The 17,244-nt window shown below is 68.1% G+C and carries 17 protein-coding genes; 14 read left to right on the top strand and 3 right to left on the bottom strand.

From position 1 onward, the window contains the following. From AC5RTY_RS15850 to AC5RTY_RS15885, 8 genes are all read left to right on the top strand, one after another. Window positions 1–942, top strand: coding sequence for an ABC transporter permease (locus AC5RTY_RS15850; protein WP_494001958.1), 942 nt, complete (start codon window positions 1–3; stop codon window positions 940–942). After that, on the top strand, window positions 939–1,814 hold the full coding sequence (locus AC5RTY_RS15855; RefSeq protein ID WP_494139893.1) for an ABC transporter permease: 876 nt from the start codon (window positions 939–941) through the stop codon (window positions 1,812–1,814). Before AC5RTY_RS15850 ends, AC5RTY_RS15855 begins: the two co-directional genes overlap by 4 nt. Next, window positions 1,814–2,704, top strand: a complete 891-nt coding sequence (locus AC5RTY_RS15860; protein WP_494139894.1) for an ABC transporter ATP-binding protein — start codon at window positions 1,814–1,816, stop codon at window positions 2,702–2,704. Before AC5RTY_RS15855 ends, AC5RTY_RS15860 begins: the two co-directional genes overlap by 1 nt. Beyond that, window positions 2,701–3,561 (top strand): ABC transporter ATP-binding protein, encoded by an 861-nt coding sequence (locus AC5RTY_RS15865; protein WP_494139895.1) that lies wholly within the window; start codon window positions 2,701–2,703, stop codon window positions 3,559–3,561. The genes AC5RTY_RS15860 and AC5RTY_RS15865 overlap by 4 nt, the downstream gene beginning before the upstream one ends. Next, window positions 3,554–4,672, top strand: coding sequence for a C45 family autoproteolytic acyltransferase/hydrolase (locus AC5RTY_RS15870; RefSeq protein WP_494139896.1), 1,119 nt, complete (start codon window positions 3,554–3,556; stop codon window positions 4,670–4,672). Before AC5RTY_RS15865 ends, AC5RTY_RS15870 begins: the two co-directional genes overlap by 8 nt. Next, on the top strand, window positions 4,672–5,907 hold the full coding sequence (locus AC5RTY_RS15875; protein WP_494139897.1) for a saccharopine dehydrogenase family protein: 1,236 nt from the start codon (window positions 4,672–4,674) through the stop codon (window positions 5,905–5,907). Before AC5RTY_RS15870 ends, AC5RTY_RS15875 begins: the two co-directional genes overlap by 1 nt. A gap of 204 nt (window positions 5,908–6,111) precedes the next feature. Further along, entirely contained in the window at window positions 6,112–6,708 is a 597-nt protein-coding gene (locus AC5RTY_RS15880; protein WP_494013354.1) for a hypothetical protein, read from the top strand. Window positions 6,709–6,817: 109 nt separating this feature from the next. After that, entirely contained in the window at window positions 6,818–8,275 is a 1,458-nt protein-coding gene (locus tag AC5RTY_RS15885) for a glycosyltransferase family 2 protein (RefSeq protein WP_494013353.1), read from the top strand. 37 nt (window positions 8,276–8,312) lie between these two features. Here the strand turns inward: AC5RTY_RS15885 and AC5RTY_RS15890 are convergent, their stop codons facing one another. Beyond that, window positions 8,313–9,215 (bottom strand): LysR family transcriptional regulator, encoded by a 903-nt coding sequence (locus AC5RTY_RS15890; RefSeq protein ID WP_494013766.1) that lies wholly within the window; start codon window positions 9,213–9,215, stop codon window positions 8,313–8,315. A gap of 182 nt (window positions 9,216–9,397) precedes the next feature. Here AC5RTY_RS15890 and AC5RTY_RS15895 point away from each other — a divergent pair, with 182 nt between their 5' ends. Together AC5RTY_RS15895 and AC5RTY_RS15900 are read left to right on the top strand one after the other, a co-directional pair. Beyond that, window positions 9,398–12,826 carry a bifunctional proline dehydrogenase/L-glutamate gamma-semialdehyde dehydrogenase gene (locus AC5RTY_RS15895; protein ID WP_494013765.1) on the top strand — a complete coding sequence of 1,143 codons (3,429 nt, stop codon included), beginning with the start codon at window positions 9,398–9,400 and terminating at the stop codon, window positions 12,824–12,826. A gap of 65 nt (window positions 12,827–12,891) precedes the next feature. Continuing rightward, window positions 12,892–13,194 (top strand): GNAT family N-acetyltransferase, encoded by a 303-nt coding sequence (locus tag AC5RTY_RS15900; RefSeq protein ID WP_494013352.1) that lies wholly within the window; start codon window positions 12,892–12,894, stop codon window positions 13,192–13,194. 65 nt (window positions 13,195–13,259) lie between these two features. Here the strand turns inward: AC5RTY_RS15900 and AC5RTY_RS15905 are convergent, their stop codons facing one another. Beyond that, window positions 13,260–13,805 carry a hypothetical protein gene (locus AC5RTY_RS15905; protein ID WP_494013351.1) on the bottom strand — a complete coding sequence of 182 codons (546 nt, stop codon included), beginning with the start codon at window positions 13,803–13,805 and terminating at the stop codon, window positions 13,260–13,262. Between the two features lie 277 nt (window positions 13,806–14,082). Here AC5RTY_RS15905 and AC5RTY_RS15910 point away from each other — a divergent pair, with 277 nt between their 5' ends. Both AC5RTY_RS15910 and AC5RTY_RS15915 read left to right on the top strand, forming a co-directional pair. Beyond that, the gene (locus tag AC5RTY_RS15910) at window positions 14,083–14,415 is read left to right on the top strand and encodes a hypothetical protein (protein ID WP_494013350.1); all 333 of its coding nucleotides are present in this window, start codon (window positions 14,083–14,085) and stop codon (window positions 14,413–14,415) included. A gap of 109 nt (window positions 14,416–14,524) precedes the next feature. Then, on the top strand, window positions 14,525–14,926 hold the full coding sequence (locus tag AC5RTY_RS15915) for a hypothetical protein (protein WP_494013349.1): 402 nt from the start codon (window positions 14,525–14,527) through the stop codon (window positions 14,924–14,926). A 67-nt stretch (window positions 14,927–14,993) separates the two neighbouring features. Here the strand turns inward: AC5RTY_RS15915 and AC5RTY_RS15920 are convergent, their stop codons facing one another. Then, the gene (locus AC5RTY_RS15920) at window positions 14,994–15,242 is read right to left on the bottom strand and encodes a DUF6458 family protein (protein ID WP_494001969.1); all 249 of its coding nucleotides are present in this window, start codon (window positions 15,240–15,242) and stop codon (window positions 14,994–14,996) included. A gap of 176 nt (window positions 15,243–15,418) precedes the next feature. Between AC5RTY_RS15920 and AC5RTY_RS15925 the strand changes: the two genes are divergently transcribed. Both AC5RTY_RS15925 and AC5RTY_RS15930 read left to right on the top strand, forming a co-directional pair. After that, window positions 15,419–16,354 (top strand): hypothetical protein, encoded by a 936-nt coding sequence (locus AC5RTY_RS15925; RefSeq protein ID WP_494001970.1) that lies wholly within the window; start codon window positions 15,419–15,421, stop codon window positions 16,352–16,354. A 68-nt stretch (window positions 16,355–16,422) separates the two neighbouring features. Next, complete coding sequence (locus AC5RTY_RS15930) at window positions 16,423–17,244, top strand: LamB/YcsF family protein (RefSeq protein WP_494002339.1); 822 nt, start codon at window positions 16,423–16,425, stop codon at window positions 17,242–17,244.

A 17,244-nucleotide genomic window follows, 5' to 3' on the forward strand; every position in this document is an offset into this window, starting at 1 on the left:
ATGATCTATATCGTCAAAAGGCTCTTGGCACTGGGAACAATCCTGTTGGCCTCCAGCTTTGCGGTCTTTGGCGGACTGTACCTTGCACCAGGAAGCCCCGAGCAGTTCCTGGTGCAAGGCCGGACCGTGACGCCGGAGGTACTGGCATCCATCAGGGCCCAGTACTCCCTGGACGACCCGTTTCTGGTCCGCTACTTCAACTGGCTGTGGGGTGTCGTCCAGGGAGACTTCGGCCAGTCGCTGGCCAACCGCCAGGAAGTCGCCGATCTCATCGCGGGCCGTTTGCCCACCACACTGTCCCTCACCCTCTACGCCGCGCTGATCATCGTGATCGGCGGCATCGGACTCGGTTGCCTGGCCGGACTTCGGCCGGGCTGGCTGGAGAACGTGGTGCTTTTCGGCTCGAATCTCGGCTTTGCCGTACCGACATTCTTCGCGGCCCTGCTGCTGATGAGTGTTTTCGGGGTCATGCTCGGCTGGTTCCCGGTCTTCGGCTCCGGCGAGGGCCTGGCCGGCAGGCTCCATCACCTGACCCTGCCGGCGTTGGCGCTGGCGCTGCCCTCGCTGGCGGTGGTCGCGCGCATTACCCGCACCGCGGTTAAGGAAGAGCGCGAGTCCGAGCACGCCCAGACGGCGCGGTCCCGGGGAGTGCTGGAACGGATCGTCATACGGCGCCACGTCCTGCGCAATTCGATGCTTCCCGTATCCACGGTTTCCGGCGTCCACGTCGCCGCCTTGCTGGCCGGCGCCTTCGTGGTCGAGTACGCGTTCACACTCGACGGCATCGGCGCACTGCTGGTGGCAGCCGTCCAGCAGAAGGACTTCGCGGTGGTGCAGGCAGTGTCGTTGATCATGGTCGTTGCCTTCGGCCTCATCAACCTGGCCGTCGACTTGCTCTATGTCGTGATCGATCCGAGGGTGCGTTTGGGGGCGGCGTCATGAGCACGCTGGAAGAAACCGGACGCCCCGGGGCACTGAAGCGGAGCCCGTCCCGGAAGACCCGGTCGAAGCCGGATGCCCTGACGGCCATCTGCCTGGGCTGGGTGGTGCTGATTGGACTGTTCGCCCTGATCGGGCCGGCCCTCACACCGTTCGATCCGACAGCCGGCAACGTCGTGGAGCGCTATCTTCCTCCCGGGGCCGAGCATTGGCTCGGAACGGACCAGGCCGGACGGGATCTGTTCTCCCGGCTCGCCACCGGCGCCCGCTCCAGCATTCTCGCCGCCCTCGCCGTCGCCTTGCTCACCGCCGTGATGGGCGGCACCCTTGCCCTGGTCGCCGTCTGGTTCGGCGGCTGGGTGGACAACCTCATCAGCAGGATCCTGGATTTCCTGTTTGCGTTTCCAAACCTGCTGCTGGCCGTGCTGGCGGTGGCGGTGTTCGGCGCGAGAGTGGAGACCGCCGTGATTGCCCTGGCGATCGGATTCACCCCGTATACCGCCCGGGTGATCCGCAGCGTGGCCCTGCGCGAGCGGAATCTGCCGTATGTGAAATCGGCGGAGCTGCAGGGTATTTCCGGGTTTTCCATCACCGTGCGGCACCTGCTGCCGAACGTGAAACAGCAGGTCATGACGGGAATGAGCATCAACTTCGGGTACGGCATGATCGACCTCGCCGCCCTGTCCTACCTCGGCTTTGGTGTGCAACCGCCCGACGCCGACTGGGGCCTCATGGTTTCCTCCGGCCAGTCCTCGCTTCTGGCCGGCTACCCGCAAGAGAGCCTCTACGCAGGCCTGCTCATTGTGCTGACCGTTGCCGCGCTGGGATTCCTGGGCGAAAAGCTCGGCGGGCGCCGGGCAGCAGGGAGGATCTAATGCTCGAACTGTCGAACGTCACCGTGAAGATCGGGCCGGAGCACCGCCGGACGACGCTGCTGTCCGATATCAACATCGTGGTGGAGAAGGGCGAGTCCGTCGGCCTGGTGGGGGAATCCGGCTCCGGAAAATCCATGACCATGCGGACGATCCTCCAGACCCTGCCGCCGCGGACGGACCTTGCCGGCAGGGTCCTCTACAAGGGGGAGGACACGCTGGCGTACTCCGGCGAGCGGCTCCGCGCCTTCCGGGCCGGTGCCGTCTCGATGATCTCCCAGAATCCGCAGGCCGCCCTGAATCCGGTGCTGCCGGTCAGCAAATTCCTGGTGGAAGGCATCCAAGCCGCCCGGCCTGCAGCGACCGCCCAGGAAGCCCTGCGGCTTTCCGGGGAAGTGCTCGAGCAGGTGGGCATCCACAACGTCGCCCGCTGCCTGCGTTCTTACCCGCACCAGCTCTCCGGCGGCATGCTCCAGCGGGTCGTCATTGCCGGCGCGGTGGCCAGGGGCACCGAGCTGCTGCTGGCGGACGAACCGACCACGGCGCTCGATGTCACGACGCAGTCCGACGTCATGGCCATCCTGGACGAGGCGCGGACCGAGGCAGGCATGGCGATGATCTTCGTGACCCACGACCTGGACCTGGCCGCGGCGGCGTGCGACCGTATCGCCGTCATGTCGGGCGGCCGGATCGTCGAATCCGGCCCCGCAGACCGGGTGCTGAACCGGCCGGAACACGAATACACCCGGAAGCTGGTCGCGGCCAAGCCCAGCCTGGATCACCGCATCGACGCCGGGACAGGCGACGACCCCCAAACGCAGGCCGGACCTCGTGCCGGGACAAGCGTGCCCGGTCCACCAAGCCGCGAGGCATCCCGAGAGGTGAAGCAATGACCGGCGTGCAGACGCAGCCCACGGCCCCCGCCGTCGTCATAAGCAAACTCAACAAAAAGTTCACCGTTGGTTCCGGCCGTAACCGCACCCACGTCCACGCCGTCAAAGACGCGTCCCTGGCCATCGAGCGCGGACACTGCCTGGCCGTGGTGGGGGAATCGGGTTCGGGAAAGAGCACGTTGGCCAGGATGCTCGTGGGGCTGGAAACCCCGGACAGCGGGTCCGTCTTCCTCAACGGCAAACCGGTCAGCCCGCGGACCAGCCGCCGAATTCGGCGGGAACGGTCAAAGGACGTCCAAATGGTCTTCCAAGACCCGCAGGGGTCGTTGAACCGCCGGCTGCCGGTCTCCGAGGCGGTTGCCGAGGTGTTGAAGGCCCACACCTCACTGGACCCGGCAGCACGACGCAGGCGCTGCCTCGAGTTGTTCCGGGAAGTCGGGCTGACCGAAACCCACATGTCCGCGCTCCCGGACGAACTCTCCGGCGGGCAGAAGCAGCGCGTGGCCATAGCGCGGGCACTGGCGGCATCGCCTGGGGTCATCGTGCTCGACGAGGCCGTCTCCGCGCTGGACGTCACCGTCCAGGCGCAAATCCTGCGGATGCTCGAACAGCTGCGGAGGGAAAAACAGCTGACCTATCTCTTCATCACGCATGATCTGGCGGTGGCGCGCCAGATAGCCCACTCCATCGTGGTGATGCGCCGCGGGGTCATCGTCGAAGCCGGCACTGCCGACCAGATCCTCGACAGCCCGGCACACCCGTACACCCGACGGTTGATCGACAGCGCGCCGCGGCCCGGCTGGAAGCCGCGGCGCCGCGACAGCGAGACATTGAATGAGGAGCACGACATTGACTGACCCCGCAGGCACGATCCCGCAGGTGCTGACGCTTCGAGGCGGGGACCCCCGCCAGCTGGGCGTGCAGCGCGGCACCGAAGGACGCAGCGGTATCGCCGACTGCTGGGACGTTTACCGCCAACTGTTCGAGGCCCACGGCATCAGCGAAACCATCGTGGAGCGGGAAGCCACCCGCAGCCTGGCCGCCACTGAAGCCTGGGCGACGCACCTGGCGGCCGAGATCCGCGGCATCGCGGAGGGAGCGGGCCTGCCCGTCTGGAAGGTCAGCGCCCTTAATGCCCGGACCGAAATCCTGTCCCTCTCGGAACGGGCCCGGCCGGGGGAGTGTTCTACCGTCGTCAGCGCCGGAGCCCGGCCTTTCTCCTTGCAGACCTGGGACTGGCATGAAGAACTCGCCGCCGCCTGGCACCTGCAGTCGGTTGAAACCAGTCAGGGCCGGTTCGTGGGACTGACGGAGTACGGAATCCTCGCCAAGATCGGGCTAAACGACGCCGGCGTCGGCGTGCACCTGAACGTGCTGGGTCACAGGCAGGACAGTCCGGGGGCGGTGCCCGTCCACATCGCAGCCGCGCAGGTACTGCACGCGGCAGCTACGCTGGACGAGGCCGTGGACATACTCCTCGACGCACCGGTCAAGACTTCCAGCGCCATCACCGTGGTCACCAGAGCCGGCGCAGCAATCGTGGAGCTCAGCCCCGAGGGGGCCGAGGTGATCAAGCCGACCGGCGGTCACCTGCTGCACACCAACCATTTCCTGGCCCCAAGGCTGGCGAAGGGGGAGAAGACCGAGCTGTACCAGCCGGACTCCCAGCAGCGGATCGACTTGCTGGACAGGCGGGTCAGCGCTGCGTTCCAGCCCCGTCAGCCGCAGGATCTCGTGCCCTACCTGTGCTCGGTTCCCGGTGACGGGGCCGAACTGTGCTGCGTGCCGACCCCGGGTGCCGGCCTGGGCTCCCGCTGGGCGACCCTGGCAACCGTGGGCATTGACCCGGCGGCCGGCACCCTGCTCGCGTCACCGGGCGCGCCCACCGACGTGACGGCGAACAGCTGGTTCCGCCTGAGTCCCGAGCCTGCCGGCAGCAACAGCCAAGACACCCCCAAGGGAGCATGATGCGGATTCTGTGTATTGGAGCAGGCGGAGTGGGCGGCGCCGCCGCAGGCATTGCCGCCCGGCGGGAATTCTTTGAGGCCTTCGTCCTGGCGGACTACGACCCGTCACGGGCCCGAGCCGTAGTCGAGGCACTGCCGCAGGGCCGGCGCGGACGGTTCAGCGCGATTGCCCTGGACGCGTCAAGCAGGGAGGCCGTTGCCGGTGCCATCAGGGACCACGGCATCACCCACGTGCTCAACGCCGTTGACCCCCGTTTCGTCATGCCGGTCTTCGAGGGTGCCGCGGACGCCGGAGCCACCTATCTGGACATGGCAATGTCACTGTCCACGCCGCACCCGGAACGACCCTATGAGCTCACCGGCGTCAAGCTGGGAGACCAGCAGTTCGAGCGGGCCGCTGAGTGGGAGGAAGCCGGGCGGCTGGCTCTGGTCGGGATAGGCGTGGAACCGGGACTCTCCGACGTCCTGGCCCGGTACGCCCAGGACTACCTGTTCTCCGTCATCGACGAGATCGGCGTCCGCGACGGCGCCAACCTGGAGGTCGAGGGATACGATTTCGCGCCGTCCTTCTCCATTTGGACCACCATCGAGGAATGCCTCAACCCGCCGGTTATCTATTCCGCCGAGACCGGTTGGAGCACCACAGAGCCCTTCAGCGACCCCGAAGTCTTCGACTTTCCCGAAGGCATCGGCCCCGTGGAGTGCGTCAACGTGGAACACGAGGAAGTCTTGCTGATGCCCCGGTGGCTGGATGCCGGCAAGGTCAATTTCAAGTACGGGCTGGGCGATGAATTCATCGAGGTGCTCAAGGTCCTGCACAAGCTGGGTCTCGATTCCACCACGCCGGTCAACGTCAAGGGAACATCGGTGAGCCCGCGGGACGTCGTGGCCGCCTGCCTGCCGGATCCGGCCACGCTCGGGCCCAGGATCACCGGCAAGACATGCGCAGGCGTCCTGGTGACAGGCAAGGACAAGGACGGCGCCCCGCGGCGGACCTACCTCTACCATGTCGCCGACAACGCCGACACCATGGCCGAATACGGCAGCCAGTGCGTGGTGTGGCAGACGGCGCTGAACCCGATCATCGCCCTGGAACTCCTGGCCTCGGGCGTCTGGAGCGGAGCCGGCGTCCTGGGCGCGGAGGCGTTCGACGCCAAACCCTTCCTGGACCTGATGTCGGCGCCCGCACCCGAGGGCTACGGTTCCCCGTGGGGGATGCGGGAGGAAGCGGTATAGGAGTTCTACATGCCGGCCGCAGGTGAATCCGTTAGAGACGGGAATTACCCGCCCGGTTTTGTACAAGTCCATGGGCAACGCCCGTGATCCGCGGCGGCGTGCATGCATCGGCGAGAGGGATGGCAGAATGCAGTAACGGCAGCAGTCAAAGGGGACGGGGCATACCGGATGGCAACAAACTCACGGACCGAGCCAAAGCGGAGCGTGCTCAAGGAAAAGTCGGCCATGTGGACAGCAATACTGATCTGGGTCTCCGCTGCGGCGGCGCTCGTGTTGCTGTTCGCCCAGGCGCAGGAAGAATCCCTCCTGCGATGGATAGTGTGGCCTTTGCTGGCAGCTTCGTTTGCCTACATTTTCCTGTGGATTCCACGCCTTGCCTATGATGACGACTCCGTTCTCATCACCAACAGCTTTCGGTCCCACGCCATTCCCTTTGCCGTCGTTGATGACGTCAGCGTACGCAGTGCCGTGAGGATCAGGACCGGGGCCAAGACCTACACAAGCTGGGGTGCACCCTTTCCTCAAAATGCGCGGGCCGCCGGCAACCAGCACAGTGTGTCAGTGGGACCGGCCACGATAACCCCATGGGACCGAACTACCTCTTTGGGCCAACGGCAGGGGCTGGAGCAGCATCCGCTCGTCCGCGTGTGGACAAGATCCAGGTCCAGCCTCCTGAATTCCGAACCGCCACCGGGACCCGCAGTCGTCACCAGTTGGAACAAATCGGCCGTTGCGATGGCTGTCCTGTGCGTCCTCTTAATCTGCGGACAGCAGGCCGCGCTCTTGCCGCTCTACAGCTGAGAGCAGTACTTACCCCGCTGTCCACCCCGTCACGATTCCGCTACTCACCGTCATTCAGCTCGATCACAGTGGCAGAATGCAGTAACTGCTGCCGATCGAAGGGGACCGCGTGGCCATCAAGGACAAACTGGCAGGCGCACGGCGCAAGCTGAAACGGATTGCCGCGCGCGCGGGCCAGTTTCGCGTGCGCGAGAGTGACTCCGGGCCGACGGCCAGTGCGCAGACCGCGCGGGTGGCCGTGGTGATCCCGGTATTCAACGCGTTGCCCTACCTGACGGAGCTGCTGGAATCGCTGGTTGCACAGGACCTGAACCCGGCGCTCTTCGAGGTGATCGCCGTGGACGACGGCTCCACCGACGGCGGAGGCAAGCTGCTGGACGAGTACGCCGCGCGGCATCCGAACTGGCGGGTCATCCACCAACAGAACAGCGGCTGGCCGGGGAAGCCCCGCAACGTAGGGATCGCCGCCAGCAGTTCCGATTACGTCTTCTTCTGCGATGCGGACGACAGGCTGGGGCCCGAAGCACTGCGCCGGATGGTTGACTTTGCCGACAAGCACCAGGTCGACGTGCTGGCCCCGCGGATGGTCGGAATCGGCGGCCGGCGCGTGCAGTCTTCGCTGTTCACCGAGACCGTGCCGGACGTTCCCGTGCGCAAGATCCTGGGCACGCTCTCACCGCAAAAGCTGATCCGGCGTGAGCTGCTGGACACACACGGCATCCGCTTCCCGGAGGGCAAAGTCCGGCTGGAAGACGGCATGATGCTCACCCGCTGCTATCTGGCCTCCCGGAGGAACGCGATCGCGGCCGACTACGACTATTACTTCATCCGCACCCGCGACGACGGAACCAACATCAGCTCCGAGCGCGCCATCCCTGAGGGGTACACCGGATCCGTCGCCGAAATCGCGCGGATCATCAGGGAGAACCATCCGGACCCAGAACAGGCCGAGCTGCTGGTGCTGGACCTGTACCGGCGCAAACTCCTTCGCTTCTACGTGCCCGACCGCTACCGGTCGATGGCGCCGGGCACGCGGCAGCGGTGGGTGGCGGCCCATGCCGCCTTCGTGGACCAACACATTCCGGAACGGCTGGAGGAGCAGCTGTCATTTCCTTACCGGCAGCGCTCGCAGCTGGTCCGGGCACGGGATGTGGAAGGCCTGCTCAAGCTGGCCACCACCGAGGAAGCGCTGAAACCGACGCCGCGGGCCCTGCAGCCCCGGCTCGACGGGGAGTCCGTGTCGTTCGGGTTGGCGTTCGAACCGGCGGCGGAGTACGAATCGGTCCGGCTCGTGGCACGCGCCCGCGGGACAGACGCCGAGCTCGGCTTTGACGTCAGGGACGACGGCGGCGGCTACCGTGCCGTACTGCCCCGGAGTGAACTGGCAGGGCTGGGCCCGGTGCTGGTGGACCTGTTCGTGCAGCTCCGGTTGGACGGCATGGACGGTCCGGCCCGCAGGATCCTGGCACCGGAGCAGGGGTTGCCGCTCATTGCCGCAGGCCTGCGCGCCTACGCCACGGTGCATGGGAACCTCAGCTTGGACCAGCGCAAACAGCCCGCGGCGTAGGGCGTGGCCTAGGGGAGGCGCCGGGGCGGCCCGGACCTCAGGCCGCGATCTCCCGGGCCGTTGCCTCCAGGACTGCCCGGAACGCCAGGATGGCCGGTCGGTTGGCAGAGCCGCGGCGGACCGAGGTGAAGACCGTGCGCCGCGGCAGGCCCGGCAGGTCCAGCAGCAGGCAGGTGGTGTCCCGGCCGGTCCAGACCAGGTCCGGCATGAACGCCACCGCGTTGCCGGATTCGATCAGCCGGATCTGCGCCTGCAGGTCGGCCGTCTCATACCGCACATCCGGCTCGAATCCGGCCTGGCGGCACGCCTGTTCCGCCCAATGCCGGGAAGCTGCGCCATGCGGCTCCATCACCCACGGCAGCCTCCGGGCGTCGTCGACCGAGGTGACGGCGGTTCCGGCCACGGCGGCGGGCGGTACCGCGAGCCGGATGGCGTCGCTGGTCAGTTTCTGGCGGTCCAGCTCCGGATGGTGCGGCGCCGCGTGGCCGGGGTACTGCTCGGCGATGACCAGGTCGAAGTCGCGCGCCCAGGTCTCGTACAGCGCCGTCTCGGGTTCACGCTGGACCATCTCGATCCGCACGTCCGGGTGCCGCTGCCGCATGGCTGTGAGGGCCTCCGGCAGCAGCGCCAGCGCCGCCGATTGGAACGCCGCCAGCCGGACGGTTCCGGTCACCGCGGTCAGCGACGCCGCCAAGTCCGTTTCGGCCTGCTCGAGGGTGGACAGCAGCGACTCGGTGTGCACCACGAGGATCTCGGCCTGCGGCGTGAGCTGCACCCGGCGTCCGGCCTTTCGCAGCAGCGCCACCCCGGCCTCCTTTTCCAGCAAGGCCAGCTGCTGGGAAACGGATGACGGGCTCAGGCTCAGCGCGGCGGCCGCCTCCGCCAAGGTGCCGCGGACTTTGACCTCGCGCAGCAAGCGCAGTCTCCGGACATCCAGCACGGCATCTCCATTCATCAGTAAAACCGATGATTATCGGTCGGAAAAGATCGCTTTTGCTTCACGAAGTCTAGTTCCATACTGGTCTGAGGGAACATTGCAATTTCGTTGAAGGGACAGATACTGCCGTGAACGATGCCCTGAAGGAGGCTCCGGTGCAGACCACTAACCTGCCCGATGAGCAGATGGCCGACCTCGCCGCCGACTCCATCAAACTGGTCCGCCACTGGCTGACCGAGGCCGAGAAAGTCCCCGCCGACGCCTCCGCCCGCCAGCTGGCCGGCGTCCTGAATGATCCGAACGGGCTGGATTTCACCGTTGGATTCGTCGACGGCGTGATCCGCCCCGAGGACCTGCGCGTTGCCGCCCGCAACCTGGCCGCACTGGCACCGAAGGTTCCGGCCTTCCTGCCCTGGTACATGCGGGCCGCGGTGCGCGTGGGAGGCACCATGGCCCCGGTCCTCCCGCACGTGGTCATTCCGGCGGCCCGGCGGGTGCTGCGCGAAATGGTGGGCCACCTGATCGTGGACGCGACGGATGCCAAGCTGGGCCCGGCCATCGCCAGGATCCGCCGGGAAGACGTTCGGCTGAACATCAACCTGCTGGGCGAGGCCGTCCTGGGGAGCCGCGAGGCGGAACGCCGGCTCGAAGGCACCAAACGCCTGCTGGCCCGCGACGACGTCGACTACGTTTCCATCAAGGTCTCCTCTACCGTGGCCCCGCACTCGCACTGGGCCTTCGACGAGGCGGTGGAGCACGTCGTCGACAGCCTGACTCCGCTGTACCGGCAGGCGGCCAACTCCCCGAAGCCTAAGTTCATCAACCTGGACATGGAGGAGTACAAGGACCTGGAGATGACCATGGCGGTCTTCACCAGGATCCTGGACAAGCCGGAGTTCGAACAGCTGGAGGCCGGCATTGTGCTGCAGGCCTATCTGCCGGACGCACTGAAGGCCATGATCCGGCTGCAGGAGTGGGCCGCGGCCCGCCGTGCCCGCGGCGGCGCCGCGATCAAGGTGCGCGTGGTCAAGGGAGCCAACCTGCCCATGGAACAGGTGGAGGCGTCGCTGCACGGCTGGCCGCTGGCCACCTGGGGAACCAAGCAGGACTCGGACACCAACTACAAGCGCGTGATCAACTACGCCCTGCACCCGGACCGGATCGGCAACGTGCGGATCGGCGTCGCCGGGCACAACCTATTCGACGTCGCCTTCGCCTGGCTGCTGGCCAAGCAGCGCGGCATCGCACACCTGGCGGGGGCCATCGACTTCGAGATGCTGCTGGGCATGGCCCAGGGCCAGGCCGAGGCGGTGAAGAAGGACGTCGGGTCGCTGCTGCTCTACACCCCGGTGGTCCACCCCGGCGAGTTCGACGTGGCCATCGCCTACCTGATCCGCCGGCTCGAAGAGGGCGCCAGCAGCGAGAACTTCATGTCCGCAGTCTTCGAGCTGAGCAAGAACGAGCACCTCTTCGAGCGCGAGAAGCAGCGCTTCCTCGCCTCGCTCGATAACCTCGACGACGACGTCCCGGAACCGAACCGGCAGCAAGACCGCACCAAGCCCGAACCGGCCCGGCCCGTCGATTCCTTCGACAACATCCCGGACACCGATCCGTCCCTGCCCGCCAACCTGGCCTGGGGCCGGGAGATCCTGTCCCGCGTCCCCGGTTCAAGGCTTGGCATCGATACCGTTGCCGGCGCCGAGGTCAAGGATGAGGCGCAGCTGGAGCAGGTGATCGCCACGGCCGTCGAGCAGTCCAAGAGCTGGGGCGCGATGAGCGGCGCCGAACGAGCCGAGGTGCTGCACAAGGCCGGCGACAAACTGAATGCCCACCGCGCCCGGCTGCTGGAGGTCATGGCCGCCGAGGCCGGCAAGACCCTTGACCAGGGCGACCCGGAAGTATCCGAGGCCGCCGACTTCGCGCACTTCTACGCCGAGCTGGCGCGCATGCTGGACACGGTGGACGGCGCCGAATTCGTTCCGTCCAGGCTGACCGTTGTCACCCCGCCGTGGAACTTCCCGACGGCGATCCCCGCCGGAGGCGCCCTTGCGGCGCTGGCCGCGGGCTCCGCCGTCGTGATCAAGCCTGCCAAGCAGGCGGCGCGGACCGGCGCCGTGATGGTGGAAGCGCTGTGGGAGGCGTTCGACGAAGCCGGGGTGCCGCGCGATGTGCTGCAGCTGGTGCAGCTGGGCGAGCGCGAACTGGGCCGGCAGCTGATCTCGCACCCGGAGGTGGACCGCGTGATCCTCACCGGCGCCTACGAGACCGCCGAGCTGTTCCGCTCCTTCCGCCCGGACCTGCCGCTGCTGGCCGAGACCTCGGGCAAGAACGCCATCATCGTCACGCCCAGCGCCGACTTCGACCTGGCCGCCAGGGACGTCGCCTACTCCGCGTTCGGCCATGCCGGGCAGAAGTGCTCCGCGGCCTCGCTGGTGATCCTGGTGGGATCCGCCGCCACGTCGCCGCGCTTCCGCAACCAGTTGGTGGACGCGGTCACCTCTATGAAGGTGGGCTATCCGCAGGATCCGGCCACCCAGATGGGCCCGGTCATCGCCCCGGCCGACGGCAAGCTGCTGGACGGGCTGACCACGCTGGGCGCCGGCGAGAGCTGGCTCATCCGGCCCGAACGGCTGGACGAGACCGGCAAGCTCTGGAGCCCGGGCGTGCGCACCGGGGTGAAGCGCGGCTCGCGCTACCACCTGACCGAGTTCTTCGGCCCGATCCTCGGGGTAATGACCGCCGAAACGCTCGAAGAGGCTGTCGCCATCACCAACGACATCGAGTACGGCCTGACCTCGGGCCTGCATTCACTGGATCGGGACGAGCTGGATTACTGGCTGCAGAACATCCAGGCCGGCAACCTCTACGTGAACCGGGGCATCACCGGCGCCATCGTGCGGCGCCAGCCCTTCGGCGGCTGGAAGAAGTCCTCGGTGGGAGCCGGAACCAAGGCCGGCGGACCGAACTACCTGATCGGGCTCGGCGACTGGGAGACCGCCCCGTCGACGGCCACCGCCGAGATCACGGGAGCGGCCGCGAAGCTGTTGGAGGCGGCCCGGCGCGCGAACCAGGCGCTGCCCGCGGACGAGCTCGCCGGGCTGGAACGCTCGCTGCACTCGGACGCGGCCGCCTGGGCCGCGGAGTTCGGCGCGGCCAAGGACGTGTCCGGCCTGACCGCCGAGCGCAACGTGTTCCGCTACCTGCCCGTGCCGGTCACGGTCCGGCTGTCCGACGGCGAGCCGCTGGCCAAGCTGGTCCGCGTGCTGGCCGCCGCCGTGCGGGCCGGATCCGAGGTCACGGTGTCCACCGCCGTCGAGCTCCCCGCGGCACTGCGGGCCGTGGCCACGGAGCTGGACCTTGCCGTGACGGTGGAGGACGACGCCGACTGGCTGGCCCGGGTGCCACGGCTCGGAGCCGGGCGGATCCGGCTGATTGGCGGCGACGCCAAGGCGCTTGCCGTCGCCACCGGCGGACGCCCGGATGTTGCGGTCTACGCCCACGACGTGACCGAAGCCGGCCGGGTGGAAATGCTGCCGTTCCTGCACGAGCAGGCCGTCAGCATCACCGCGCACCGCTTCGGCACACCCAACCACCTGTCCGACGGCCTGATCTAGCCGGCGGCAGCCGATGCGGGCGGCGGTGTATTTGCACCGCCGCCCGCGCGTGTCAGGCTCGGGCTATGGCTGACGACCTCTCTTTCCGACTGAACGAGGACCTCAGGCGCTACGAGGTGCTGGCCGCCGGATCCCTGGCCGGGTACACCGAGATTCAGGCGCACGGCGGGACCGTGGCTTTCACCCATACGCGCGTGTTCGATGACTTTGCCGGCCAGGGCCTGGCCGGCAGGTTGGTCGGCCATGCGCTGGACGACGTGGTCGCCGGCGGGAGGAAGATTGTGCCGTACTGCGAGTACGTCGCGGGCTGGCTGCACCGGCACCCGGAGTACGAGCCGCACGTCGAGTGGCCCGAAAGCCCAGAATAGGATCCTGCGCGCGTAGGATCCTCCGCGCGCACGGGCGGGTTGCCGCCGCCGGCTGTGCGGTGGGGTCAGGGATGCCGGCGCATCCAGCTCACGGCGTGCAAGGTCAAGGCGCAGACCACGGTGAGCAGCCCGGCGATCAGGATCATGGGCGCCACGGACGTAAAGATGAAAATCCACGGCGGCCCGTAGACGCCGGTGGGCCCGAGCATGGCGTCCAACTCGATGAAGTGCGGTGCAATCGAACCCCAGACCCCGAACCCGGCCAGCCCCACGCCCAGCACCCACATCGCCGCGAGGAACGGATTGACCTTCCGGCGGAGCGGCGCACCTGCCGGCCCCGCCATCACGACGGCGTCGGGCGGAATGACCTCGGCGATGCCGGTCGCCTGGGCTGTGTTGTGGTCGGCGCCCCGGTCCGCGGGCGCCGCATGCGCCGCGGCCGTAGGGAATGCCGGGTTCAACCGGGTGTCCGGCGGGGTGACGGGCCGGGGGAGCTGGGCGGCCGGCCGGGCCGCCGCGGTCCGCGGGGTGCCGGTCGTTGGGATGCCAGCCGTTTCGCCGCCGCGCTGGTAGATCGAGTCGTACCGCTGGTCGAACTGTGATGCGGACATGGTCCCCCTTCTCGCCGGCCTTTGCTTGAATCTACCGGATGCCCGGCGGCGCTGTTAGGCTGTGCGCCATGGGAATTCTGATTTTCGAGTAACCAGGTCTTGGACCGGTCAAGCCGACAACCAAACAAGGCTTGCTGAGGCTGTACCTCGCGAGTGGTTCCCTGATCCCACCCCCGCTCACGCCCGGATGATGCTCCGGGTGTTGTGGCGTCCCGTCTTGACGACCGGTGCGGCGGACCAGTTCCCGGCAGGCTCCTGAAAATACCGAAGGAGAGCCATGACTGACATCGATCCGCGGGCCACACTACCCGCCGAATCCCGTGAACCAACCATCCACCTCGCTCCGGCCGCCGCGGCCAAACTGACCGAGGACCAACAGGCGAGGCTGGCTTCCCGTCGTGCGGTCAACGCCGGCGACCTGGCCGGCTGGCACAGCATCGGCAACAGCCACAAGCCGAAGCACGCCAGCGGCCCGGCAGGGTCCGCCCGAGAAAAAGGTCCGCTGGTAACACCTGCCCGCGAGGGCGCCGGCCGGTGCCCCGGTGGAAGTTTCCGCCGGGGCACTGCCCTGTCCAACCGGGCCACCGTGTATGCGGCAGGCCGGTCCTGAAGGCGACGCCCGCTGGGCGGCGCGCCCTGGGCCTGATATCGCCCTGTGCCTTATATAGGGTGGCAGGAGAGGGCGCCCCGAGCGGGCGGAGCAACGGGAGGAAAACGGCATGAGGCCCGACGTGCGGCGGATGTTGCTGATCCAGGCCGGCAACATCCTGCAGTTCGCCATCGCCGCGGGCGTCATCGTCGTGGCCATCGACACCATGACGGCCTTCTCGCAGGGCTCGCGGCACGACCCGGAGGGCGGCGGCACCTTGGCGGGCTTCGCCCTGGCCGGAGCCATCGCCGTCGTCGTCCTCGCGGTTTTTGCCTACCGCTGGACGGCGCGCGGCGAGCGGTATGCGCCGCTGTTCGCGGTGCTCGGCTGGGCCGTGCTCTGGCTGCCGCTCAGCCTGACGCTGGGCATGGGCGGCGAGGACGGCGTGGGCCTGGCCTACCTGGCCACGCTGGTGTGCGGTGCGGGCATTGTCCTGTCGCTCGTGGCGCTGGGCAGCAAAAAACCGCGCTGACCGTCGAGGCAGGGCCGGCACGCGGGCCGTGGAGGCCCGCGTGCAGCGGCTGCCTCAGCCTGTGGGCCTAGAGGCCGCGGGTTTCGTCCCGCCGGATGGTTTCGCCCGTGTTCGGGTCCTCGATGCGGCGGCTTTCCGTCACGCGGTGCTCGCGGCGCGGCATGGCCATGATGATGGAGATGATCAGGCCGAGCACGCCTACACCCATCAGGATCCAGCCGATCAGCGTCAGGTCGATGAAATCCACGACGTCGGCAACGGCGAAGGCCAGGATTGCGCCGATGGCAATCAAGGCAATTGATGATCCGATTCTCATAGCCAGCAACTCCTTTAGGTTGGGCGGCCGGCGCAGCAGTCGCTGCGTCCGGCCGTCGTACAGGAAGTACGCGGTGCTTTGTCAGCATACTTGGTGTTTTGGGGAACGTCCCGCAACCCGTGACTTACGCTTAAGGCCGGAACACCATCACGGTGCTGATTGCTCCAGGAGGGTTTGTGGCCAGAGGACGAAAGATTAACCCAGCCATGCGCGTCGCCGCCGATGCGGCTTTCGACAAGCACGGCAACCCAAAGCCCGGCGTGACGACCGGCATCATGAAGGCGCTGGACGTCCAGCGGCCGCTGGTGCTGGCCAACTTGGACCGGCTGCGGCGCAAGAACCCGGACGCGACGCCGGCCGAGCTGGCCGCGAAGTTGGAAAAGAAATACCTGGCGGCGGTGACCACCGGCGGTGCGGCGGTGGGGGCATCCGCCGTCGTGCCGGGCGTGGGCACGGTGGCGGCACTCGGCCTCTCCGCGGCGGCTACCGTGGGCTTCCTGGAAGCCACCGCCCTGTTCGCCCAGTCCATCGCCGAACTGCATGGCATCGATACCGAGAACCCCGAACGCTCCCAGGCCATGGTGATGGCCATCCTGATGGGCGACGAGGGCAGCTCCCTGATCAAGGAGTTCGCCGGGCAGGCCGGCGGGCGCGGCGGAAACCCGTCGCGGGCCTGGGGAAACGCAGTCGGCAGCAGCATGCCCTCCGGCATGGTCAGCTCGCTGGTGGACAGCCTGAAGAAGCGCTTCCTGACCAAACTGCTGGCCAAGCAGGGGACGGCGATGCTCGGCCGCGCGGTCCCGTTCGGCATCGGCGCGGCCGTCGGTGGTGCCGGCAACCACGTGATGGGCCGGCGCGTCATCGACGCCACCAGGACAGCCTTCGGGGAACCGCCGCTGGTGCTGCCGATGTCCTTGGTGGAGGACCTGACCGACAACCGGTACCGGCTGGGCGAGCTGCCCGCGGTGCCCGGCCGGGTCGCCGCCCGGATGCTGGAGAGGCTGCCCGGCCGCAGGCGGACGGCGCCGCCGGCCCTCGAGGCGTCCGGGGACCAGGACGGCGATGCCCGCAGCCGCTCCACCGGTGGACCCGACGACGGGACCGGGCCGTGACGGTATCCGGCACCGGACCTGCCGGCCACGGCGATGTGGTCCGAGCTGAATCGGGGGGCCGGCCGGGGATCGACCTGAACAGCGATCTCGGAGAATCGGTCGACGGTCGGCTGATGGGCGATGACGCCGCGATGTTTCCGCTGATCACCAGCGCGAACATCGCCTGCGGCTACCACGCCGGTGACGACGGGACGATGCTGGCCGCCTGCCGCCGCGCCGTGGAGCACGGGGTGGCGGTGGGCGCGCACGTTTCCTACCGGGACCGGGCCGGGTTTGGCCGCCGAAGCCTGGAGGTCGCCGCGGCCGACCTGAACGCCGATGTCGCTGACCAACTGGCAGCCCTCGACCGGATCGCCAGGCGTGCGGGGGCGCGGGTGGCCTACGTGAAACCGCACGGCGCGCTCTATAACCGGATAGTCCACGACCGCAGCCAGGCCGCGGCGGTGGTCGAAGCCATCGGCGCCTTCGAGCCGCGGCTTCCCCTCCTCGGGCTGCCCGGATCCGCGGCGCTCGAACTGGCGGCCGCCGCCGGACTGCCGGTGTTCCGGGAGGCTTTCGTGGACCGCGGCTACCGGGCGGACGGAACGCTCATTCCGCGCGGCGAGCCCGGCGCCCTGCTGGAAGACCTGGAGGAGATCGCCGACCGGGCCGTAAACTTCGCCCGCGCCGCGGCAGCGGATTCGCTGTGCGTCCACGGCGATACCCCTGGCGCGGTGGCGATGGCACGGCTGGTCCGGGAACGGCTGGCCGCGGCCGGAATTCCGCTGCGTCCCTTCACGGGTGCGGCCGGCAACGCTGCCGGCCACCGCCCGCCCGCCGCCGGGGATCCCCGCGCCGCCGGCGCGGCAGCCGTTCCCTCTCCGTCCGGGCCCCGCACCACAGGACGGTAG

This window comes from Arthrobacter sp. Y3224055 (genome assembly GCF_059090825.1).